The organism is Enterococcus florum (assembly GCF_004309355.1).
Classification (GTDB): domain Bacteria; phylum Bacillota; class Bacilli; order Lactobacillales; family Enterococcaceae; genus Enterococcus_A; species Enterococcus_A florum.
This window is the reverse complement of record NZ_BJCC01000033.1, coordinates 1-24,084: the sequence shown is the minus strand read 5'-3', so window position 1 is coordinate 24,084 and position 24,084 is coordinate 1. Positions and strand designations below refer to the sequence as shown.

At 36.9% G+C, this 24,084-nt stretch carries 19 protein-coding genes, 1 pseudogene and 1 CRISPR repeat array; all 20 genes and pseudogenes read left to right on the top strand.

Annotated features, from left to right (window positions below; genetic code table 11):
- Window positions 1–239 precede the first annotated feature (239 nt).
- On the top strand, window positions 240–677 hold the full coding sequence (locus NRIC_RS16900) for a hypothetical protein (RefSeq protein WP_146623891.1): 438 nt from the start codon (window positions 240–242) through the stop codon (window positions 675–677).
- Window positions 678–809: 132 nt separating this feature from the next.
- Window positions 810–1,118 (top strand): hypothetical protein, encoded by a 309-nt coding sequence (locus NRIC_RS16895; protein WP_146623890.1) that lies wholly within the window; start codon window positions 810–812, stop codon window positions 1,116–1,118.
- The gene (locus NRIC_RS19755) at window positions 1,108–1,242 is read left to right on the top strand and encodes a hypothetical protein (RefSeq protein ID WP_265416121.1); all 135 of its coding nucleotides are present in this window, start codon (window positions 1,108–1,110) and stop codon (window positions 1,240–1,242) included. Before NRIC_RS16895 ends, NRIC_RS19755 begins: the two co-directional genes overlap by 11 nt.
- A 341-nt stretch (window positions 1,243–1,583) precedes the next feature.
- Complete coding sequence (locus NRIC_RS16890) at window positions 1,584–2,027, top strand: hypothetical protein (protein WP_146623889.1); 444 nt, start codon at window positions 1,584–1,586, stop codon at window positions 2,025–2,027.
- A gap of 274 nt (window positions 2,028–2,301) precedes the next feature.
- A pseudogene (locus tag NRIC_RS16885) lies at window positions 2,302–2,490 on the top strand (VOC family protein); the annotation flags it as partial.
- Between the two features lie 182 nt (window positions 2,491–2,672).
- The gene (locus tag NRIC_RS16880; protein WP_146623888.1) at window positions 2,673–3,236 is read left to right on the top strand and encodes a helix-turn-helix domain-containing protein; all 564 of its coding nucleotides are present in this window, start codon (window positions 2,673–2,675) and stop codon (window positions 3,234–3,236) included.
- A 913-nt stretch (window positions 3,237–4,149) separates the two neighbouring features.
- Window positions 4,150–4,896: a CRISPR-associated endoribonuclease Cas6 gene (gene cas6, locus NRIC_RS16875; protein ID WP_146623887.1), complete on the top strand. Its 747-nt coding sequence runs from the start codon at window positions 4,150–4,152 to the stop codon at window positions 4,894–4,896.
- A complete protein-coding gene (locus NRIC_RS16870; protein ID WP_146623886.1) occupies window positions 4,886–6,409 on the top strand; it encodes a hypothetical protein in 1,524 nt (507 codons plus the stop codon). Before cas6 ends, NRIC_RS16870 begins: the two co-directional genes overlap by 11 nt.
- A gap of 78 nt (window positions 6,410–6,487) precedes the next feature.
- Complete coding sequence (cas7i, locus tag NRIC_RS16865; protein WP_146623885.1) at window positions 6,488–7,468, top strand: type I-B CRISPR-associated protein Cas7/Cst2/DevR; 981 nt, start codon at window positions 6,488–6,490, stop codon at window positions 7,466–7,468.
- Between the two features lie 12 nt (window positions 7,469–7,480).
- Window positions 7,481–8,299, top strand: coding sequence for a CRISPR-associated protein Cas5 (gene cas5, locus NRIC_RS16860; protein ID WP_146623884.1), 819 nt, complete (start codon window positions 7,481–7,483; stop codon window positions 8,297–8,299).
- 12 nt (window positions 8,300–8,311) lie between these two features.
- Window positions 8,312–10,690 (top strand): CRISPR-associated helicase Cas3', encoded by a 2,379-nt coding sequence (gene cas3, locus NRIC_RS16855; RefSeq protein ID WP_146623883.1) that lies wholly within the window; start codon window positions 8,312–8,314, stop codon window positions 10,688–10,690.
- Between the two features lie 324 nt (window positions 10,691–11,014).
- Window positions 11,015–14,410: a CRISPR direct-repeat array (repeat unit 29 nt; unit sequence GTTTGAATCTAAAATAGTGGAATGTAAAT).
- 119 nt (window positions 14,411–14,529) lie between these two features.
- A complete protein-coding gene (locus NRIC_RS16850) occupies window positions 14,530–15,330 on the top strand; it encodes a helix-turn-helix domain-containing protein (RefSeq protein WP_175580140.1) in 801 nt (266 codons plus the stop codon).
- Window positions 15,331–15,404: 74 nt separating this feature from the next.
- Entirely contained in the window at window positions 15,405–17,348 is a 1,944-nt protein-coding gene (locus tag NRIC_RS16845; RefSeq protein ID WP_146623881.1) for an NAD(P)/FAD-dependent oxidoreductase, read from the top strand.
- Window positions 17,349–17,375: 27 nt separating this feature from the next.
- Window positions 17,376–17,987, top strand: coding sequence for a hypothetical protein (locus NRIC_RS16840; protein ID WP_146623880.1), 612 nt, complete (start codon window positions 17,376–17,378; stop codon window positions 17,985–17,987).
- A 113-nt stretch (window positions 17,988–18,100) separates the two neighbouring features.
- The gene (locus NRIC_RS16835) at window positions 18,101–18,958 is read left to right on the top strand and encodes a MurR/RpiR family transcriptional regulator (RefSeq protein WP_146623879.1); all 858 of its coding nucleotides are present in this window, start codon (window positions 18,101–18,103) and stop codon (window positions 18,956–18,958) included.
- A gap of 137 nt (window positions 18,959–19,095) precedes the next feature.
- Complete coding sequence (locus NRIC_RS16830) at window positions 19,096–19,920, top strand: PTS transporter subunit EIIC (protein WP_146623878.1); 825 nt, start codon at window positions 19,096–19,098, stop codon at window positions 19,918–19,920.
- A 4-nt stretch (window positions 19,921–19,924) separates the two neighbouring features.
- Entirely contained in the window at window positions 19,925–21,001 is a 1,077-nt protein-coding gene (locus NRIC_RS19750; protein ID WP_146623877.1) for a glucose PTS transporter subunit IIA, read from the top strand.
- On the top strand, window positions 20,979–22,430 hold the full coding sequence (locus NRIC_RS16820) for a glycoside hydrolase family 1 protein (protein ID WP_146623892.1): 1,452 nt from the start codon (window positions 20,979–20,981) through the stop codon (window positions 22,428–22,430). Before NRIC_RS19750 ends, NRIC_RS16820 begins: the two co-directional genes overlap by 23 nt.
- Window positions 22,431–22,482: 52 nt before the next feature.
- Window positions 22,483–23,331, top strand: a complete 849-nt coding sequence (locus tag NRIC_RS16815; RefSeq protein ID WP_146623876.1) for an arginase family protein — start codon at window positions 22,483–22,485, stop codon at window positions 23,329–23,331.
- Between the two features lie 366 nt (window positions 23,332–23,697).
- The gene (locus NRIC_RS19355) at window positions 23,698–23,844 is read left to right on the top strand and encodes a hypothetical protein (RefSeq protein ID WP_175580139.1); all 147 of its coding nucleotides are present in this window, start codon (window positions 23,698–23,700) and stop codon (window positions 23,842–23,844) included.
- Window positions 23,845–24,084: the final 240 nt, after the last annotated feature.

The following is a 24,084-nucleotide window of genomic DNA, read 5'->3' as shown; positions in this document are numbered from 1 at the left end:
AAAAAATCCTTTTATGGTAAGGATTAGCGTATATTTTTATGTTTCAAGTTTTAGATTTTAAGTAAAAGGGAGTAAATAGAAAGTTGAATGCCGTAAACGGTTGTTTTTTCACCATGAACAGCATTTGTTAACAAAGACAAAGTTCATTCAAGGTGAGATATCGACCATTTAAGGTATTCGCATATTACTATTTTTCAGAGCGTTGTATAGTTTAACCATCAACAAAACGGGTTAGATAAATGAACGATTCAATGTTCATTAAAAGGGAGCGTGAAGACAGAATGACGAACAATTTAGTTTATGCTATATCAATTAAGGAACGCATTGATCATTTAAACAATAATGGATATTCGTCAGATGTTACTGATAATGTATCAAAATGGCTAGAAAGAAAATCATTGTGGGCTGAAGAACTATTTGTTTTCTCTTTACAACAGCAGCAAAAGCAGTTGCAGTGTTTTGAGGGAGAAACACCTAATGATCGTTTCATCTATAGTATGAAACGTCGCTTTGGGGCAAGCAAAACGGCTTATCGATTTTTTGAAGATTATCCGGTTTTAGCCCGATTGTTAGCAGAACGTATTAGCTTTCACGTTGCGAATTATACTGCTTTTGTCACGGCCCTTGAGGGTTCGAGAAAGGAATTGAAAAAAGTTTTTGGCATTGATGGAAAATGAACGATCAGGCAGCTTTCACTAGAAATATCCATTATTTGTTTTATTGCTAGGATTGGAATTGGTGCTGTGGTAAGCGCGATGAAATGTTAATTTATAGTCGGTAAAAATAAAGAGAGAAGTGGGGAAGAAATAATGATAAATATTGTATGGGTACTCATAAGAGCAGCGTTGATCGTTAACTTAATTTATGGTGTGTACAAGCTCAATTCAAACAAAAGAGAAGTAGTAGCTTATGAAAAAGATGTGTTAATCAAGCTGATTCTAATTATGGTAGGTTTTACAATCATTGGTATATTGACGCAGGTGGGTATGCACTTTCAGTTGTTGTCATCAACCTCTCCCCTTCCAAAAACCTGGTTGACCATTTTAGAATCTATCGGATTTTATCATGTGTTTGCTCAGGTTTGGAAGAAATCAGAGGTCATTCAACATGGAAAATAAGCCGAACGTTTACTCTTTTGTCGGAATCAGGAAATCTAAAAGCTTCTTGATCGATGTTACAACACGATTAATAGAAGAATTAGGCGATTATTTTGAAATTGAAGCACAGCAGAAACCGGCATAACACAATCTCTTGAAAGTTGTCGAGGCTGTTTGACTTGTTTCTTAAGACAGATTTGTCCGTTAGATAGAAGAGACGAAGAAAAGGATTGGAGTAGCAGATCTGGTTATTTTAGCATCACTAGTCTATTTACTGAATTGAATGTTTCCAGTACAAGCGAGATACTGATTTACAGAATACTTCTACAGATGTAAAAAAGCCGAGTGGTCAAAAGTGGAGTAATAAAAAAATGGCGATAATTTACCTGACACCTATGAGAAACGTAATGTGTTTCAAGCTGCTGGCTATAGTTTACTTATTTTAGGAGGTATCATCCTGTATATTCAAAAGAGGAGATGAATGTAATGAAACCGGTGTTTACTATTTTTATATCAGAACCTAATTTTTTTCGACGACAATGGCTAAAAAAAGTCATTCGAAAATTTGTCTCCGATTTTGATAAAAAGCTGAGCATGCAAATGATTGTATGTAAGAAACTGACAGATATTAAACCTAGAATGGCTCTAATAAGTACAAGAAATATTTATTTTCTAACCACCGACTTATCAAAAAAAGAAGATCTGAAGGAATTGCAAAAAATAAAGAAAAAAAATAGTCAGGGAAATATCATTTTATTTATTAAGGATAAAAGTTATTTAATAGAGCTTTTTCGTCATAAAATTCCTATTTTGGATTATCGAGAACTTCGATGTCCAAGAGATGAGCAACTCGATATGATTAAAAGCTCTTATTACTATATTTTAGATCAATTAGGATATGTGGGTAACGGGAAAAAAACGCTCCTTTAACGAAGTTCAGACGGTGATATCCAGGAACAAGGAATACACGAAGAATTACTAGCCAAAGATGGCTATTACGCTGCACTGTATAACTCACAGTTTGATGAGTTGGCGGGGTAGGGAGAAGATAGGAGTTTTTAGAAGAGAAGCCAGTGAAATGACGTAATCCGTTTATTTCACTGGCTTTTTGAGCGATTATTCGAAAGCATATCTAACGATTGAAGCCTTCTTGATTGAAACGAGTGATCATGGCTACAGCGAAGCCTCTATCTAAATGATCCTGAATCACCATATTGGGTCTAAAATCTGGTTAGGAAACAATATTCCTGCAATCACAGAGCAGGATTTGGGGTTGGATTATTTCAGCTTTGTAGTGCCAGACCAAGCAGAGTTAGATCGTCATGAGAAAAAAGTACAAGAAGTGGTTGCATATACATTTGCAGCCGCTTTGTTGGTTTGGCTTCTTAGGTGAGGCTACGGGTTAATGGGTGTTAACGGTCTGATTTTTATAAAAAGATTCGTTCGTTTTAATCACTAGAAACGTTGATCTAATCGTAATGCTTGTCATTCGAGCTTGCCTTTTTTACGGTGCTTTGGTATCTTGCTTGTAACTTATCTTATCAACAAGTAGTTTTGATTTAGGAGGACGAAGCTTTGCTAGGCGAAAAATTGAAAGCACAACGATTGTCATTGGGATTGACTCAACAGGAGGTGGCGGATTATCTTCATGTCTCCCGGCAGACAGTCTCAAATTGGGAAGTCGGAAGGAATTTTCCAGACATTCCAATGATCATTTCAATTAGCGAGTATTATCAACTCTCCTTAGACGAATTGTTGAAGGGTGATGAACGATTAATGGACAAGATGAAGAAAGATGCAGAACTAATCCAACGAACCAAGCGCAGGAAAATCTTTGATACAGTGTTTGTGGTGATGTTGCTGCTGACGGTAGTTTGTGCTTTTGTGATGAGTCGAATACCTGAGCTTTCCGACCAAAAGATAATACCAATGCTTATTGTAGCTGTCGTGTTTATCTTTTCGATCGTGCGGTTCTTTCTGATTATTCCGAAAGACGATAAGATTAGCGGAAGGTATGCACCAATCGTCATTCCGAAATCATTTGGTCTCGGTTGGGCGATCAATCCTTACCATCCATTAGGGTTGGTGTTGTTGATTGGTGTGCTGGTAGTTATTGAGTTGATGATCTTTTTGGGATGAAGCAATAGAAGTTTGGCGGAGTTGTTCCGATAAAAATGGTGAAACGAAACTTAATTTGAATGATTGCAAAAATAGAAATAAGAACCTAAATACTGTGAGATACAGTGCTTAGGTTCTTATTTTTCATGTTGACTTTATACCAACTATTTCGATAGTGATCGTCCACACTCGCTCTGTACAGGGTGAGTGTTTTGTTTATCCTTTTACTTTCTGATTATAGCTGGAATGCTTACCAGCTTGGACTTAGGCCGGGTTATGAATACTCGCATCCTCAGAAAGGGTCTATCTTTGTAAAACAAGAAATAGAGGGTATAGGATATCACAGAATAGAAAAGCTGATTTAAAATGGGATTACACTATTTTAGATTAAGAGCATAAAATACTATAACTTTATACATTTATACTTCACTGTTTTAGATTATATTCTGACAGTTCGAATTATACCAAAGTCGATTTAAGAACTCAATTTTCATATTTTTTGTTTATAACTATATACAGGAGGAGCTATATATTGTAGAATAAACAGTAAAGAAAACGGTTTTTTTGTCGGCCTCAGTTAATCTTATTTACGTTCATGTTTCATTCTGTCTCTTAAGGTAAAAATGACAAAGTGTGTTCTCAGTTGAATTATCTGTCTAAGGGTTTAACAATCATAAGATACATTTTAAGTTGTTACTCGTCAAGAACTTGCTGAACGACTACAAAATATTATAGGAGAGGAACGAAGATATTAAGGAAAGTGTTTACTCGTCATTCGAACACTAATGACGTTTATGCAAAGGTGATTGTAAAGTTAGTGAAAATTTTGTTTTAGAGAAGAAGTTAGGAGCAATATAAGAGGGAAGGAATTTCAATTTACTAGCTTTACAAGAAGGAGATCGTTACTAAATTATGAGAATAGGGAGGTTAGATCGTGCAATTACAAATGACGTGTTCTTTAGAAAATGAAAACATACCAATCAATTATCGGAGAAGTTGTTTAAGCCTGATCAAAACGGCAATTGAGAAACAGGATCAACAAAAATTTCATGAGCTTTTTGATCAAAATGTTCAAAAGTATTATACATGGAGTGTTTATTTGAAAAACGCTGTATTTGGAAAAGAAGAAATCATAGTGCCTAGTAAAGAATTGATTTTCAATTTTTCGACAGGAGATGCTGAAACAGCGGTACTTTTTCAAAATGCTTTTGCTAACCTTATTGAGGAAGAGGTGCCATTTGCTAAAAATAAAGTGACTGTCCTTTCTGTTGTTCCTGTCACTCAACCACTGATTCGAAAAAATGCAGCGATTTTCCGGACAATAAGTCCCATTGTTGCCAGAGATCATGATCGAGAAACTAAGAAAGATTGGTATTATTCAGTCAGTCAAAATGAAGAAGCATTCGTAGCAACCCTAAAGGCCAATACATTATACAAATGGAAAAACTTCTATGGTGATAGTTTAAAAGAAGATTTAGAGTCGCTTGTTTTCACCCCGATCAAAATGAAAAAAACGGTTGTGCAGCATTATGAGAAATACATTGAAGCGAGTCTCGGAACGTTTCGTTTAGAAGGAGAACCTTATTTGTTAAACCTTTTCCTTAAGGAAGGAATTGGCTCGATCTCAGGTTCGGGTTTCGGCATGTTGGAACTAATCGAGGAGGCAGCCTATGCAGATTAATATTTTGAAAAACGGTGAGTTAGTCCGTGACACAGGCATCCTGTACTTTTATCAGATGCTGAGAGAACTTGATAAGGAGAATCGTATTCAACCGAAGCTGCATCGCAATCATTTAAGCTTCAAAATTCCAGAAAACTATAATTTGCGAGAGGCAATTTTTGCACGAATTGTGGATCAACTTTATCGAGCGTTTGTTCGGGATTTGTCAGTAGAAAAGCTATCAGATGATTTGTTAGATAAATTGGAGGATGCATCTAAAGACTGTTTAGTTGAACTTCTTGAAGAGGGCAAGGTCCCTGATGCGAAGAGAAAGAAAATCGTTGATAAAAGCCAAAAAATATTTTTCCCTTATTTGCGAAATAGCGGAAAATTCGGTGCAAATGCGGGCTCAGTTGCTAATTTCCACCGAAATTTGAATGAGCTGCTGCAGCTTTTTCTCGATACTTTATTGAAACAACCTGAGCATCTCGAGCTGTATGGGGGAGGGGCATGCTGTTCCGTTTGCCAAGAAAATATAGCACCATTTTATGATATTACCCATAAATATGCGATTGAGACGATTGAGAAAATAAAGGTAAACAAAAGGGAAATCCGTACAGATTCAAAATACCTGTACACTTTTAAGGGCAGCGAGAATAATACGTTTTCGAACTACGGTCGGATGAATCAAGCATCTGCGATTTGCTTTGAATGTGAGTTTTTTAATTTGTTGTTTTTGCTTTATGTAAAAATGGAGAGACCACAATATATAGTTATGACTGACAGTCTCGAAATCACCTACCTGTTGCAGCGCAAAATTCAATTGAAGAAACATGCATATACTAAGCAAGGTTTTTACTACCAAGTTGCGAGTTTAGGACGGTCTTCAAAGATTCGGCTCTACCAGGTCACTACACATGCGAATCAGGGTATTCTTTTAGAGGCAGAGGAGATTATTGATTATGAGAGTTTAAGAATGCAGTTGATTTTGATGGACTTGGTAGATAAATTTAGCTTCCCAGATCGTTTGAAGAACAGAAATGAATTAATCACCCATTTAAAAAGATATATTTCAAATGATAATTTCGATAGCGCTTACCAAACCTTGTTGGATAATATTATCACTGATGATGAAAAGATGATTGCGCATAACTACAAAGTTCAAGGGGATTTTCTTATTGAACTATTGACTAAAAGGATAGAAGGGAAGGTACAAGATACAATGATGGAAGAAATAAAAAAACGCGGAAAGATGTACTGGCATTTTGGTAATAGTTTTTCTCAGATGGAAAATAGAAAAAGTCTAGGTTTTCGTTTGACTCAGCTGCTAAGAAATGATAATCGTACCAAAATGCATGAAGATTTGCTGCATCTTTATTTTACTACTACAGAAAAAGGAAAAGCTGAAAGCTTCAGTAATATGCCAACACGTTTGACAGAAGATATCCTTTATTCTTCTAGCAAAGAATATCATTATTACGTCGGCCAGATTATTCAAGGATTATTGGCAATGAAGAAAAAGGATAAGAATTAGTAGACAAAGACTTATAGAGTAAAGTCTAGGTAGAGCTGAAGATTAAATTAAAAATCAACACGATGGAGGGATTTTATTATGCAAAAGATTTCATGTATCACATTGACTGTTTTAACAGAAAGTCCAATTGCCTTATCAAATGATCAGGGTTTTGGAAACTATACACCGATTAAAAAGTTCTTTTTTAAGGATGGTATTCATGCGATGACATCAGTAGCTACTTTCACTTATGAGCTACGGAAATGTTTGTTTGAAAATTTTGGCTGGAAACTAAATGACTTAACGATTAAGTCTAGCAACTCGTATTTCAACAATGTGGAGGACTTGACAGAAAAGAACCTAGAAGCGGATGTTTTTGGCTTTTTACTGCCAAATGATGGTGTATCCAAAACATCACCATTGAGAGTGATTCCTTTTGTTTCGGTGACACCCTATAGGGGAGACACCCAGCTAATTACCAATCGTGGTTTTTTGAACTTGGATTTAGAACGGAACCGGTTTAGCGAAAAAGGAGAAATAATTCCAGATGAAGAAGTGCCCACAACGCAAGCCTTGGCAAATGAAGAAGTTTTCGGAGATTACTATACTTATACAGTAACAATTGAGCTGGATCGAATAGGTATGAGTGAAGTAGCTAAAAATAAAGATGGGAAATATCATTATGTCCCATTAGCAGAAAGAAAATATATGCCAGATGAATTAAGAATGCAAGCGGTTCAGGACATTCTCAACGCGCTAACTATCTTGACTCGTGATATTAAGCATCAGCGTGTCTTGCTGAAGCCATTGGCTGTTTTCGGAGGTGCCTTTGACAAAGTGATCCCTTATTATTGGGACGCAGTTCGGTTAAATGAGATGCAAGGAGAAACACAATTAAAAATCGATTTATCAGCTATTGAAGAGGTTGAGGCAGCTTATCAATTAAAGGATACAATCAAAGCTGCTGATAAAAATCTGTTAGTGGACAAAGAGGCAATCTCAACTAAACCAGTCCAAGCCATCCAACAATTAGCGGAGCGCTTAGCCATTCAGGACAATGAGTGGTATTTGAAAGATTAGGAGCGGATAGGAATGACAAAAGCATTACGATTCCAACTTTATCAGCCAACTGCTCACTTTCGCGATTTTCGTTTTTCTCAGGATAATTATCTTGGAACGCTGCCGCTGCCGACTCCAACAACTGTCATTGGGATGCTGGCTTATTTATGTGATGAACGATTTGACGAGGAGCTGCAAGTCGCTATATCAGGTTTATCTGTTGCCAAAGAGACCCATTTTTTACGAGGTGAGATCGGTACGTTTTGGAAAGAATATCAGACCTTTCTTAAGCGAGAAAAATTGACAGACGGAACGGATAGCAGGAATTACCGTCATTTTAAGGACAATATAGTCGGTAATCGAATTATGCATGTGGAAGTCTTGCGGGAGCTGGAGTTAACGATTTATATTACCGGTAGTGATGAAACACTGCAGCGAGTCCATCAGCATTTGCTACATCCGCAAAGATATCTTTCTTTAGGCCGTAAGGAAGATTTTGCTATGCTGGGAAAAATTGATCGGAGCAGCGGCACTAGTAAATTTGTACCAGTTGAACCGGTTCTTTTAGATGTGAAGACCAAACCGGGGATGCCGCTGCTTGAATTGTTGCAGCAAAAAATCAAATTGGATAAATGCTATTTACCAGTTTCAGATACTACCTCGGATAAGATTCTAGATGCTGGACCAATCTTTCGTTTGGCACACACTTACCGTGACATCAAATCCGAGAAGATTGATCGTGAATACCAGATCAAGAACTATGTCTATTTAGATGAAGGCCTGTATCCGGAGAATCAAACACTAGCCTACTGCAACTACCACGGACAGAATGAATATTTTGTATGGATGTGAGGTGATTGATAAGTGAAGAAGCGATATTTATTAGCAAAGTCGTCAACTAAAGTTATTGGAAAAGTCAAAAATAGCCGCACTTTGGCGGAGCATACGCAGGACTTGCTGAATTGCTATGACCAAATCATGACATCTGCAATTACGCTTCCGGAAAAAGAGAAGCAGATGATTCGAGAAGGCTGTGTTTGGCATGATCTAGGGAAGATAAATAGTAAATTTCAGAATAAAATCTATCAGGGGATGATGGAAAATGGGGAATTATCTCCAGCCCCCTTTTTGATTACTTGTTCGAATCCTGAAAAAGAGGAGATGAAACATAATTTGCTGAGTCCAGCTTTTTTCTATTCTGCATTGCAGAATAGAACGGATCTTAGCTGGTTAGAAAAGCAAGTACTGTTAAAGGCAGTGATGTACCATCATGGCAGCTTTGGTAAATATTACGATGTGAGACAGACAGCAGTTGAAGAAGCGATTTTTTATGATATCTATCAGGATATTATAAGTCAGCAGGAAAACTTTGATTTTACTGATATTGAAGAGGTGTTGGCCGACGAGTTGTCAATGTCTTTACCTAAAGAGGTATCAAAGATTAACTTTGAATATTACAGCGATTTTCAAGAACCTTTTGACTTACTTGCCCAGCAGAACCAGGTGGATTTAACAGAAGCCGAACTTTCATCTAATAGAAAGAAAGTGAATCAACTTTATATCGAAGTAAAAGGCTTCATCAATTTGTTGGATCATTTAGCTTCCAGCCAAGAAGGACAATCCTTTAATTACTATTTTACGCAGCAAGAGCAAGCTGAGACAGATCAAAAACTGCTTTCATTTATCCAACATCGAACTGGCAATGCTCAAGCCAAGTTCAATGTGTTACAAGAGGAAATAGTCCAATTTGCAGAGCAGCCGTTAGTGATAACAGAAGCCTTCACCAGCGCTGGAAAAACTATTTGCTCAGATCGTTTGACAGCGCCCAAAAAGTTATACCTAGTTCCCAATCGGATTAGTGCCATGAGCTTTTACCAAGAAGCAGTAGAAAAGTTTGGTCAAAAAAATGTTGGCGTGCTGCATGGTACGTTACATCTTTATCAGACTAAAGAGGACGAGGATGCTGCTGAAATATCTTTATCAGCCAATGACATTGAACTAGCACGCAATTTTGCGAAGCCGTATTTATTAGCTACTGTGGACCAAATTGCTATGACTTTGTTCAAGTATCCAGCTTACGAGAAGGTTCTAGCCGTGATGAAAGAGGCGCGGATTTGTGTCGACGAGATTCATCTATTGAGTCCGCGAATGTTTTTGGCTTTTATTTTGCTGATGGATTATGCTATGGAGCATCTAAATACAAAATTTCATCTAATGACCGCAACTCTTCCAGCATCCTATAAAAAGAGACTGGCAGAACTGTCTAACTATGAAGGAATTCATCAGGTCGATACGGTTAAGAGAGATGAGAAAACGATTCAGCTTTCTATGGATCATGAGGAAATGGAGATTGTTGCTATCAGTCAGCAGGCTCTTAGCAAGAATCAACAAGTTCTGATCATTTTAAATGATGTAGATAGTGTGATTCGTTGTTACAAAAAATTGAAGAATGAATTACCTGATGGTACAGCGGTCCAATGTTTACATGGTCGTTTTAAAGAGAACGATTCGAAACGATTATATGGTCAAATCACGCAGCAAGAAGGACAAATTTGGCTGACCACTCAGGTCGTCGAAATTGCCTTAGACATCGATTTTCCAGTTGTTATTTCCGATTTAGCACCTATGGATTCTTTGGTTCAACGAATGGGACGTAACAATCGTCGCGGAAAACTAGCAGATGGTGGGCTGTTTTATCTTTTAAAACCAAAAACTTATAGCGTTTATGACCAGATATTATTGGATGAGACAAGTAAATTGTTGAAAAAGGGTCGAAAGAAAGTGAAGAAAAACGAACCATGGTTATTGGACATGGTCGATCGTAAAGACTTATTAAGTGATTATTACCAACAAAAGAAAGTCGAACAATTCTTTGAAAGTGAATTTGCACAGGCTGAAAAAGAGATTCGCAAAATTTTTGGTTTAACAAACCGTCAAGCCATCGATGGAGAAATGCTTATTTTGGAAGAAGAGCCCTACCAAAATATTGCTGACAATAAGAATGAAGCGGCTAAGTATTTTCGAAATAGTGATATGCGAATAAAAATTTATTTGGAAGAAGATATTTCATTGGCAGAACAAGAAGGCAAAGACTTAGTTGGCGAGGGTATTGCTATTTCTGGAAGAAGGTACTATCAATTGTTGTCAATGAACGCAATAACAGAAAAACAATACAGAAAAGTTTTATTGAAGGACAATTACGTTTATGATCAAAAATTCGGATTAGATTTTATGACTAAATAAGTTTGTACCAGATTATAGGTGGGCTATTGTAGCTAATGGCTATAAGCGTCACCCTTAAGGAGACATCAGATTTATCGAGTCAAACTAAAAGAATTAGCGCTTTTGTTTTTTTGAAGAGTGAAGAAAGCTTTTGATTCTCAGCTCATATCTGTCGACCATGAATTATACGAAAAACCCTTAGTTACGACAGATCAAAAATTCTATTGGTACTAATAGCTTTTTGGAAAAATCGTTGTTATATTTATGTTACGGAACACTAAAAATTGGTCGGTCGACAGAAATAGCTGTTTTGAAGCTGTTAGAATAAGATATAATCAAGGCGGGGTTTGAATCTAAAATAGTGGAATGTAAATGTGGATGGATTACCTGTAAAAGTAGATGGCAAAATTGTTTGAATCTAAAATAGTGGAATGTAAATTTTATCATGTTCATCCCTACATTCATTATCTATGATGGTTTGAATCTAAAATAGTGGAATGTAAATAAGAGGTACGAACTGTGACAAAGTATTTACAAGTGTTTGAATCTAAAATAGTGGAATGTAAATTTGATTGAGGAACAGATAGACAATTACTTTATTTAGTTTGAATCTAAAATAGTGGAATGTAAATTGAAGCAGACGTGATCAATACTCACTGCAAGAAAGGTTTGAATCTAAAATAGTGGAATGTAAATAAAGCTTGTACTATTGATTGATTTTCTTTAATCCAGGTTTGAATCTAAAATAGTGGAATGTAAATCAGGGTCCAAAAGGAGATACTGGGGCGACAGGGCCCACGTTTGAATCTAAAATAGTGGAATGTAAATGCTGCTGCTCTTAAAGAGTACGTATAATCAGAGTAGGGTTTGAATCTAAAATAGTGGAATGTAAATAGAGACGCATGTCAAAAGTATTATCGGTTTAGAAGGTTTGAATCTAAAATAGTGGAATGTAAATAAACGATTTAGCAAATGACAAAATGCACGTTTTTTTGTTTGAATCTAAAATAGTGGAATGTAAATGATGGAAAATTAGAATCATTTCCTAACGGTTTTAAGTTTGAATCTAAAATAGTGGAATGTAAATTGCTGTTAATTCGTTCGGCTTTTTGTTTGAAAATTGTTTGAATCTAAAATAGTGGAATGTAAATAGCAGACAAGGGTTACTTTGATATTCGGAAAATGGGTTTGAATCTAAAATAGTGGAATGTAAATGTATTTCCCGGTTGTCCATCTTTTCCCATCAAAGTGGTTTGAATCTAAAATAGTGGAATGTAAATACTGAAACTTGATTGGCATCATCGTGTTTCTTATTGTTTGAATCTAAAATAGTGGAATGTAAATTATAGTTTCGGTAACTAGATTGCATTATTTAATAAAGTTTGAATCTAAAATAGTGGAATGTAAATGTGCATCGTACTGAGATTGGTTGAAGGGAACCATACCGTTTGAATCTAAAATAGTGGAATGTAAATCGAGACGATATCAATATTGACAAAACAAGGTACGATGTTTGAATCTAAAATAGTGGAATGTAAATAAATGCCACAATTGTGTATTTCTAAGATAAAAAGTGTTTGAATCTAAAATAGTGGAATGTAAATTCTTCTACATCTTTCGATTTAATATTTAACTTAAAGTTTGAATCTAAAATAGTGGAATGTAAATTTTCAAATGGACGTTCATTCAAATACTTGGAGGTAAGTTTGAATCTAAAATAGTGGAATGTAAATTAATTACAATGTATAATCTGTGTTTCACTAATAAAGTTTGAATCTAAAATAGTGGAATGTAAATTTAGAATTACGAATAGCCTTGTCAATTGAATTCATTGTTTGAATCTAAAATAGTGGAATGTAAATGTACCTTTAGCAAGCTTTCCTGTAACGCTCAACAAGTTTGAATCTAAAATAGTGGAATGTAAATGTCGATAGTCAATTCATTAAAAACTACGATGGTGAGGTTTGAATCTAAAATAGTGGAATGTAAATGAGTATGGATTGTCAGTTCGCCCTAACAGATAATCTGGTTTGAATCTAAAATAGTGGAATGTAAATATTAATGTCATAGGTCAGGTGCATGTCCTTGCTGTGTTTGAATCTAAAATAGTGGAATGTAAATCATAGTCCACGTGTACAAAATGGATCGCTGTTTCAAGTTTGAATCTAAAATAGTGGAATGTAAATTTGTAACGTCATTGGTACTTTGCCTTGCCACTTGGTTTGAATCTAAAATAGTGGAATGTAAATCTCTAAACGATGACAATCAAGCTGTGTTCGAATTGCCGTTTGAATCTAAAATAGTGGAATGTAAATAACAGCGAACAGTTCGAAGTAATAGAACGCTCCAATGTTTGAATCTAAAATAGTGGAATGTAAATCCAATATGAATAACCTTGTGGAAATATTGTGTTATGGTTTGAATCTAAAATAGTGGAATGTAAATATTCTTTAATGGCTTGTGAAGGATTCGACTGGCTCAAGTTTGAATCTAAAATAGTGGAATGTAAATTCAACAATTGTTGAGTACCAAAACAAAGAAACAGATTGTTTGAATCTAAAATAGTGGAATGTAAATCCGGCCTCGGCTTCAACACCCACGGAACTCAATGCTGTTTGAATCTAAAATAGTGGAATGTAAATAGTTGATACAGTTTAGAGTTTGCTAATTGAGACTCAGTTTGAATCTAAAATAGTGGAATGTAAATCGATCAACTTACCACGAGCAACAGCGTCATTCACAGTTTGAATCTAAAATAGTGGAATGTAAATCCGGCCTCGGCTTCAACACCCACGGAACTCAATGCTGTTTGAATCTAAAATAGTGGAATGTAAATAGTTGATACAGTTTAGAGTTTGCTAATTGAGACTCAGTTTGAATCTAAAATAGTGGAATGTAAATCGATCAACTTACCACGAGCAACAGCGTCATTCACAGTTTGAATCTAAAATAGTGGAATGTAAATTTGGACCGAAGATAAGGATTCGATCATCGAAGATATGTTTGAATCTAAAATAGTGGAATGTAAATTTAGTCTATCAGAACAATCCTTGTACACACACACTAGTTTGAATCTAAAATAGTGGAATGTAAATGCACATGATTAGGCTTATCGAAAAGACCCCTGCGGGTTTGAATCTAAAATAGTGGAATGTAAATAAGTCATTGCGGTAGTAGAAGAAACTACTCGTAAACGTTTGAATCTAAAATAGTGGAATGTAAATTAAAAGCTTTAGAAGAGGCGAGAAATGATCCTAATGTTTGAATCTAAAATAGTGGAATGTAAATTAAAAGCTTTAGAAGAGGCGAGAAATGATCCTAATGTTTGAATCTAAAATAGTGGAATGTAAATAAAGAAGAGTTGTCAAAAGAACTTTATGCGTTTGTGTTTGAATCTAAAATAGTGGAATGTAAATAGAGGTGGACGGAAAATCGGATGTTCGACTGCTGCGTTTGAATCTAAAATAGTGGAATGTAAATCGAGCAACATCAAGTTTCACACACAAGGTTTACTATGTTTGAATCTAAAATAGTGGAATGTAAATAATGGTTTTTAGCACCGCCGGGTGAAACTAAAGTTCAGTTTGAATCTAAAATAGTGGAATGTAAATGGTGATTAAGAAAAACGAATCAAAAGGTAAAATATCGTTTGAATCTAAAATAGTGGAATGTAAATTTTATTATCATTATATAACCTCCTCTCCCACTCAATGTTTGAATCTAAAATAGTGGAATATGAATGCGGATAGCCCTGGTTCACCCCAATGTATGTGATACAATACACAAATAATGATATCTTAAACTTTTGAGTGAAAATGAGCTTGCTAATGAAGTCTATCCTTTTGAAAGGGAGTGCAGGAATGTCGGAAAAAGTCAGAATAGGGTTAATTTCTAAACTTATGCGGATGTCTCCAGAAGCTATTCGATTTTATGAAAAGAAAAAGATTATCTCTCCTAAAAGAATCGAGGACAGCACGTATCGGGAATATTCAATGTCTGATATAAAGAAACTCTATGATTGTAAGAAGCTGCGCAACATTAATTTTTCTATCAAGGAAGTGGATCATATCATGGAAGAAGCTTCCTTGCAGGAAAATAAAGAGGCCTTGCAAAGAAAAAAGGAGGAGCTTCAAAGGAATATTCAAGAACAGCTCGTCATGATTGATCAGATTGATCGCTCGTTGTTGGCAGAATCGACATATGAGAAATATAAGCAAACCTATACCTTGTTGCCTGATATTAATTATGCTTTTTATCCTTATTCGATTGAGGACCAGTTAAACCTAGAGCTGGTTCAATCAGGCATTTATGAGCAGGTGATGGATCATCCGAATTTATTTTCCTGTACGGCTTTTTTTGATTTATCTAACCAAACAAAGCTGCCTGAATTTGGTTTTTCTGTAGAAACGCTTTTGGCAGAAGAAAAAGGGATCTTTACACAGCCGCCAGTAAAACGGGTTAAAAGCCAGCTGAATGTGTACACGGTTATCAAAACGGATGCAATCATTCAAATGCAGGATATCCTGCCAATGCTTGAGTGGTGTTCAGAAAAGGGTTATCAGCATAAACAAATGCTAGTTGCACGACTGATCGGCGCGTTTTATGATCATGGTAGAGAAGAACGCTATTACGAAATTTATTTACCAATTGTTCAATTTTGAACAATCTATTGACTCTGAACTTACTTCATACTTTAGACTTTTATTAAAGGATGAACTAGGAAAGGAGTTTTTTTATGAAATACAATCATTTATTCGAGCCAGGTAACATTGGTCCATTGGCAATTCAAAACAGAATTGTCTTTCCTGCGTTAGAAGTGTTAGGTGCTGGTTTTAATGGAGAAATGTCCGAAGATTTAATTACGTACTATGAAGAAAGAGCGAAGGCTGGGGTAGGATTAATTATCACTGCCTATGCAAGTGTCGATGAAGAATTCAGTCAGTCATTTGAAGGCTCGCAGTTAAAGCTGACGCATCCTCGATACACATCAGCGATGAGTAAATTGGCTCGAACGATTCATAAATATGATACGAAAGTGATGGTTCAAATTTATCAAGCGGGCAGACAAGCGGTTCCAACAGAAATATCAGGAAGAAGAATTGTCGCACCAAGTCCCATCGGTTTTTCTTTGTATGAACAAATACCAGAAGAAATGACGAAAGAGGAAATCCACAGATCTATTGGCAAATTTGTGAACGCTGCGAAAATGTTAAAAAATTCGATGATCGATGGAGTCGAGGTGTTGGCTGCTGGTGGGTATTTGATCAATCAATTTTTAAGTCCTTACTCAAATCAAAGAACAGATGAATACGGCGGCAGCTTTGAAAATCGGTTCAGATTTTTAGCAGAAATTGTAACCGGTATTCGAACAGCCTGTGGAAAGGATTTTGCGATCAGTGTTCGTTTCAGCGCGGATGAGTTTATGGAAGATGGATATGATTTACAAGAAGGCATAAAAATTGCCCAAGCACTAGAGAAATTAGGCGTTGATTGTATCAGTGTCAACAATGCGAACCAGGAAAAAAGATACCTGATTATTGAACCGACGACCATCAAATCCGGTTGGAAATCCTACATCATTAAAGCAATCAAAGAGGCTGTCTCTATTCCAGTCATTGCGACAAATGTGATTAAGCTGCCTGAGCAGGCTGAAGAATACCTGTCAGAAGGATTAATGGATTTTGCGGCAGTAGGAAGAGGAATTTACGCAGATTCAGAATGGGCAAAAAAAGCCAAGGAAGGCAGAGCGGAGGATATTAAGCCGTGTATTGGCTGCTTGTATTGTCTGGATCAACAGGGACTGTTTAGAAAGAGTGCTTGTGCGGTCAATTGTCGAACAAATAGAGAACGTGAATTCCCATTATTGGACCGAGATTTGGTTGGTAAAAAAATCGTCATTGTTGGTGCTGGTCCGGCTGGAATCGAAGCGGCCCTTGTCTGTGCAGACCGTGGTGCGTCAGTCACAATCTTTGAAAAAGAAAATTTTGTTGGTGGTGCAGCGGAACTTGGTGCACGTACGCCAGATAAAGAGGCACTAAAGGCACTCGTTACTTATTACGAAACGCAAATCGAAAAACGGCAGATTGACTTGCTGCTAAATACCGAAGCAACTGTAGACAGAATAAAAGCGTATGAACCTTATGCGGTCTTTATTGCTACGGGTGGAACACCAATCATTCCGCCAATCAAAGGATTAAGCGGTTCAAACTATTTGACCATTCCAGAAGCTTTGGCAGCTGGTTATGCGATCGAAAATAAGAAAGTTGTGGTGATAGGTGGTGGCATGACTGGCTGTGAAACGGCTGAGCATTTTGCATTAATGGGAAATGATGTAACGTTAGTCGAAATGCAACCCAAGCTGGCGCCAGAAGTTAGTCCCGACAATTTAGTTACCGTTTTAGAAAATTTGGAAAAATGTCAGTCGCAAATGCTGCTGTCCCACAAACTTATGGAAGTCGATCATGGGAAGGTTGTTGTCGAAGAAGTACCTGCTGGAAAACGAAAAACAATCGCATTTGATCACCTTATTCTTTCATTAGGAAACCGACCAGAAAAAAGCTTGTATCAAGAAATGAAAAAGGAACACGAGAATGTACTGCTAATTGGTGATGCGCTCCAAACAGGCAGAGTTGCTAACGCTGTTCATACTGGATTTGAAAGAGCCTATGTTATGTCGTGATAATTTTTTTATAGGAGGAGACTTAAAATGAAAAACCAACGAACTTATGGTGAACCTAGTCCTGCGATGCTATTTATTTTCACCATGCTAACAATCATGTTTTATGGGGTCAGTACAGGTTTTTTTGATACTAGTGCCCTATTATTGTTAGGGGTGATTCAGCTAGGCTGTTTTCCTGCCTACTTAATTGGAGCGATAACCTACCTAGTGAAGGGTGATTCAATTAATGGCAATGTCTTTCTAATTTTTGCGACAGCCTTTGGAGGTATTGGAGGAGGTACGAATATAGTCAATTATTTCATGACTACTAATGGCAATCCTTTAGATGGAAGAATTTTAGGTGTTGTTTGGTTGTGGTGCGGCCTATCTGTTATTCCGATTGTCTGTGGCATGTTGAACGGACCATTAATGCCCTTGATCGTTTTTAGTGTAGGGGCAATTCAACTTATTATGAGCGGCTTATTCGATCTAGGGATCTTGCCTGATTTTTTTCAGACAATCATTCATATGTGCTATTTGATTATCGCTTTTGGCGGATTCTACTGTTCTTTAGCGTCATTATTTGGATTCTCCAAAATTCATGTACCACTTGGCAAACCATTAATCGCCAAGAAAAAAGAAGAACTGTTTAATGAGTAAGATTTTCTGCTTTTATCATGAAGTCTGTTTCGAAAGTCCCTACTATGAATTTGCATAGTATTTAGTTATTTCCTATCATAAAATGAGAGCCGAAAGCAAAGCGAGGTGGGAAAATGCTTATAGACAAACTAGAAGAGAAAAACGACTTTACAAATACTGAGATCGTTGTAGCAAACTATATTTTGGAGAATTTACTTGAAATCAACGAGATTACGATTGCGGACTTAGCAAAGCGAACCTTCACAAGTAAGGCAACTATTATTCGTTTTTGTAAAAAGCTTGGGCTATTTGGATTCGTTGACTTACAGAAAAAACTGTCACAAGAAATGATTGAAACGAAACGCTTAACTGAACTTTTAAATGAAGAACCAGTAAATGAGGAGACTACTAACAAAGAGGTCATGAATATTGTTCCATCCATTTATGAAAAGGCTATTACAGACACGCGATTATCGATAAATCCAAATCAAATGAATCGAGTGCTTAATCGTTTAAAGCATGTTTCAAAATTGGATATTTACGGAACGGGGATAACCTATTCTGTTGCCAAAACTGCCGCTTTTAAATTTTCTACTTTAAGAATCGAGTCTGAGGCACATGATGGAATGAATGAGCATTACATTTTGGCAACACAAAGAAGAAAAAATAGAATTGCCATCGTTTTGTCTTTTACCGGAAAAAATAAAATGATGGTTGCTGTGGCAAAGTATTTAAGAAAAACAGGTGCATTTGTTATCGGCATTGGTGATGAGGGGAATGGTCGCTTGTCAGAGCAATGTGATGAATATTTTGAAATTTATCAAAAGAAATTAATCCTTAGCATGGAAGTGATCACAGCAATTACTGCGACAAATTATGTAATAGATATCTTGTTTATCTCTCAATTGGTTTCAGATTATGAGCAAAATAAGACTAATGCCATCGATGTAATCACGAACAAAATCCATAATGACATAGAATTTGATACCTAGGTATCAAAAACAGATAACCAAGAAAAGGAAATTGTGACTCATTGTTCCAATTTCCTTTTTTTGCGAAGAAAACGCTTTTATTCGATGCTATAGTACAGACAAGGTTAACCGGAAAAACGAATAAGGGAGCGAATAAAATGAATTACGAGCAATTAGGAACGACCATTCTTGGCAAAGTTGGGGGACAAAATAATGTAGTCGGCTTTACCCACTGTGCCACTAGATTGAGATTTACCTTAAGAGATGAATCGTTAGCAGATGAAAAGGGTTTAAAGCAAATAACTGGTGTCTTAGGTGTAGCCAAAAGCGGAGGGCAATTTCAAGTAATCATTGGAAATGAAGTTCCCAATGTTTACAAAGTCATCCATGCAAAATTAGGAAATGGGACCTCGGATTCTTCTGAGTCGGCTCCTAAAAAAAGAATGATTGATCGCATTTTCGATTTCATTCCAGCAATTTTCACACCAATTCTTCCAGCAATCATTGGTGCAGGATTAATTAAATCGGTACTGGCTTTAGCTGTTTTATTTGGGATCAATACAGAAGGTAATTTCTATTACTTTGTCAATTTCATCGGAGATGCGCCATTATTTTTCTTACCAGTGATGTTAGCCTTCACTACTGCCAAGAAACTGGACGTAAATCAATTTATCGCGGTCGCTATTGCAGGAGCGATGCTTCATCCAGACTACCGTGCATTAGTTACTGATGCTTTTAATTTGAATTTTGTCTCTGTTTCTGGAGTTCCGGTAACATTGGCCTCTTATAATGCGAGTGTAATTCCAGTTATCTTAATGGTTTTTGCCCTGAAGTATTTCGATGTGCTGTTGGATAAGGTCATTCCCAATATGTTGAAATTTTTCTTCAAGCCTTTACTGAGCATCTTGGTTATCTCGTATCTCGGCTATCACGTTTACCGTTTTAGGACCTTTAGGATTTGTTGTCGGTATTGGTGTAAGTAATGGTTTGAATGCAATCGAAGGATATGCTGGATGGGTCGTGCCCACACTTACCGGTGCGATCTTCCCATTAATGGTAACGGCAGGAATGCACTACGGATTAGTGCCATTTATGATGCAATCAATTGCATCAAATGGGTATGAAACCATTGCGGGTCCTGGAAATTTACCTAGTAATATTGCTCAGGGTGCAGCATCGTTAGCAGTGGCATTCAAAACAAAAAATCAAGCACTTAAAAAAACTGCGGTCACTACCGGTGTTACTGCCCTTCTTGGAGTGACTGAACCAGCTTTGTTTGCAGTGACCTTAAAATACAAAAAGGTGTTGACCTCTGTAATGATTGGCGGTGGACTTGGGGGATTATATGCAGGGATTACCGGAGTGAAAAGCTTTAGTTTTTCATCCCCAGGATTATTGGCATTAGTTGCCTACGTTGGTCCCGATGGTTGGACGAATGTTATCAATGCCTCTATTTCCATGGTTATCGGTTTTATTGCTACCTTCATCGCCGTATGGGTATGGGGATACAAAGACGTTCTGGCAGCTGATCAAGAAGTGGCTGTATCAAGTCAAAGCAAAGATGAAGTAGCTAGTCCAATGGACGGCGTAATCATGCCTTTGTCAGAGGTTCCAGACGAAACCTTCTCAACCGGAATGCTTGGACAGGGTTTTGCGGTTATGCCAACCAATGGTATGGTAGTCTCTCCTGTTTCTGGCAAAGTATTAAACATTTTTCCTTCAAAGCATGCGATCGGCTTAATGAGTAATGCTGGAGTAGAAATTCTGGTTCATATCGGATTGGATACCGTCAATCTAAATGGTGTAGCCTTTGAAACAATCGTCTCTTCAGGCGATGTTGTATCAGTTGGCGATCCATTGGTTTCATGCGACTTAAATAGGATTCAATCGGAAGGCTACAATTCTGTGACGATGGTCATTATAACCAATTCAACGGAGTTTGAAGAGTTTAATTTTGAAAAACTGGGGTCTTCTGTAAAACGTGGAGACAAAGTTTTGGAAGTAACAAAAGAGAAAGTGAGTGGAATGAATGGGACATCTAATGTTGAACCAGCAGTTTCCTAAAAATTTTTTATGGGGAGGAGCCTTAGCCGCGAATCAATGTGAAGGTGCGGCTTTAGAAGACGGGAAGGGCTGGTCTACCGCGGATGCATTGCCTTATGGTGTGTTTGGCGAAATCATGATCCCACCCCCAAACGATTATTTAAAGAAAGAAGCGATTGATTTTTATCATCGCTATAAAGAGGACGTAAAACTATTTGCAGAAATGGGCTTCAAAATTTTACGAATTTCTATTTCTTGGGCAAGGATTTTTCCAAATGGGGATGATTTAGAGCCTAATGAGCATGGATTAAAATTTTATGATGACTTGTTAGATGAATTGGCTAACTATGATATAGAAGCAATGATCACTCTCTCCCATTACGAAATGCCTTTGCACTTAGCCACTGAGTATGGTGGCTGGTCAAATCGAGAGATTATCAAACACTTTGAAAAATATGCTGAAGTCCTTTTTGATCGATATGCGAAGAAAGTGAAATATTGGCTGACATTCAATGAAATCAACATGGTCTTGCATGCACCTTTTAACGGGGCTGGTATTATAGAAAAGCCAGAAAATATCAGTAAAACGGAGTTGTATCAAGCAGTTCATCACCAATTAGTTGCAAGTGCCTCCGCTACCGAAATTGGCCATAGAATCGATCCTTCCTTAAAAATCGGCTGTATGATTGCTGGAGGACCAATGTATCCTTTAACGCCACATCCAAATGATATGATGGAAGCACTGCAAAAAGACAGAGAGACTTTTTTCTTTGCGGATGTTCACGCACGAGGAAAATACCCCAACTATATGGTGAGATATTTTCTAGAGAATGATATTGCTGTCGAAATCACAGAAGAAGATAAAACGACGCTAAAAAATACTGTTGATTTCATTTCATTCAGTTACTATATGAGCTATTGTGCAACTGCGGATGAGGAGTTGAACATCCAAGCACGAGGAAATATCATGAGTGCGGTAAAAAATCCTTATTTAGATGAATCAGAATGGGGCTGGCAAATTGACCCACAAGGACTAAGATATATGCTGAATCTACTTTATGATCGTTACCAGTTACCATTGTTCATTGTTGAAAATGGGCTAGGTGCAGTGGATACCTTGAGGGAGGATGAACATGGAGAGAAAATCGTAGACGATCAATACCGGATTGATTACTTACGAGAACATTTGAAGCAAGTCTATGAAGCTTTAGAAGATGGGGTTGATTTGTTAGGCTACACCAGTTGGGGCCCCATCGATATTGTAAGTAACAGTGTTTGTGAAATGAAAAAACGATACGGCTTCATTTATGTCGATAAACACAACGACGGGTCAGGCACATTAGACAGGTATAAAAAGAAGAGTTTTTATTGGTACAAAGCAGTTATTGAATCGGATGGAAAAAAATTGTTTGAAACTGAAAAAGTTGATACTGCTTCGCCAGCTACTTAAGCAGTTCTTGTATAATTAAGTAGAGAAAGAAGAAATGAAGGAGCACGTAAAAATGACTACAATCAGATTAAAAGTTCCCCAGTGGCAAGGGGGCAACAAACCGAATTACTTTTTTGGGTCTCAGTTGCTGTCTTGGCTAGCACCTGAAAACCCAGAGCAAAAGGAATTTGAGGTTCCTATCCCAGAATATAATGGGCCGTTACAAAAAGAAAATGGCGTTGTTGGACTGACCAGAGTTGCAGCAACTATCGATTTAGTGACAGAAATCATCACTAAAGAAGCTCCGGATAAAATCATCACTTTAGGAGGAGATTGTCTCGTCTCACAAGCTCCGTTTGATTATTTAAAGGGGAAATATGGAGAAGAATTAGGGGTTATTTGGATAGATTCACATCCTGATATTTCAACTCCAGAAATTTATCACCATGCGCATGCCATGGTTTTAGGAAATTTGTTCGGTCACGGCGATCCATTTCTTTCGAAAAAAGTTGAAAATCCCTTCAGTGTTGATTCTGTACTTTTTGTGGGATTACAAGAGCCCACGAAAGATGAAAAACGCGTAATGCAAGAATTAGCATTGAACTATCAAGTACAAAATGAGGTTCGTATTAGTCCTAAAGATATCAAACAATGGGTTGCAGAGCGTAATTTTTCTAAGCTGGTTGTACACTTTGACTTGGATGTACTTGATCCAAATACATTTCGCTCGCTGTACTTTACAGAGCCAGGAGTAAAAGAATTTCCTTCTGAATCAGGAAAAATGAGCTTGATGGAAGTTGAAGAGACAATGAAGGCAATTTCTGAGGCGAGTGACATCGTGGGGTTAACGATAGCGGAATACTTGCCCTGGGATGCTGCCAATCTAAAGAAACTAATGAATAGCTTCAACATATTTTTCTAGAAATATAACTACTTTTCGTTGTAGCGGAAAGTAGTTTTTTTATATAAAGTGGATATTTCTTTAATCGAGCCTCAGAACGTCGCTGCACTTTAGTGCTAAGCGGCGGGCTGAGAAGCTCGTCTTTGTGGCGCGCCAGCGCCACAAAGAGTCAACCCCCAGTATCTAACTAGGGGGGTAGTAAATACCGACTTTATAGCAAAGAAACAGTTGGAAACATTGTCTTTTCAACGTTTCCAACTGTTTTTTTGCTGAGAAAAGGTGTGAAGTTTTTTCTAATTACTTCACACCACGTTTAAAGAAGGACAATTTTTAGCTGATAATTTAAACGTCAAAGTGAATGAACCGATAATTGAGGAGCTAAATCTATTGTCCAAAAAAGAATTTGGTGGATTCTTCAAGCTAGAGAAAGAATACAAAGGGCAAACATTTATAAATTTTTTAGAGATAGGAGAAACTAGCCCCTTTTTGACAATTTACGGTAAATATATTTTTGATAGGTTGAAGAATAGATAAATAATAAAGTTAAAAGTTTGGTCTACGGATCAAACTTTTTTTGGTTTCAAAATCTGAATGATGAGATGTTTAATTAGTGAAGCAATATAAAACAATAAACATTTTATTAAGGCGCTAATATCAAGTTTCAAAATAACCTCTCATAAGTTTATTTATATTATGAAAAAGCAAAAAGACCATTGAAAATGTACCGACCCCCAAAAGTTAGACCAAAAATCTAATATTTTGGGGGTCGATTTT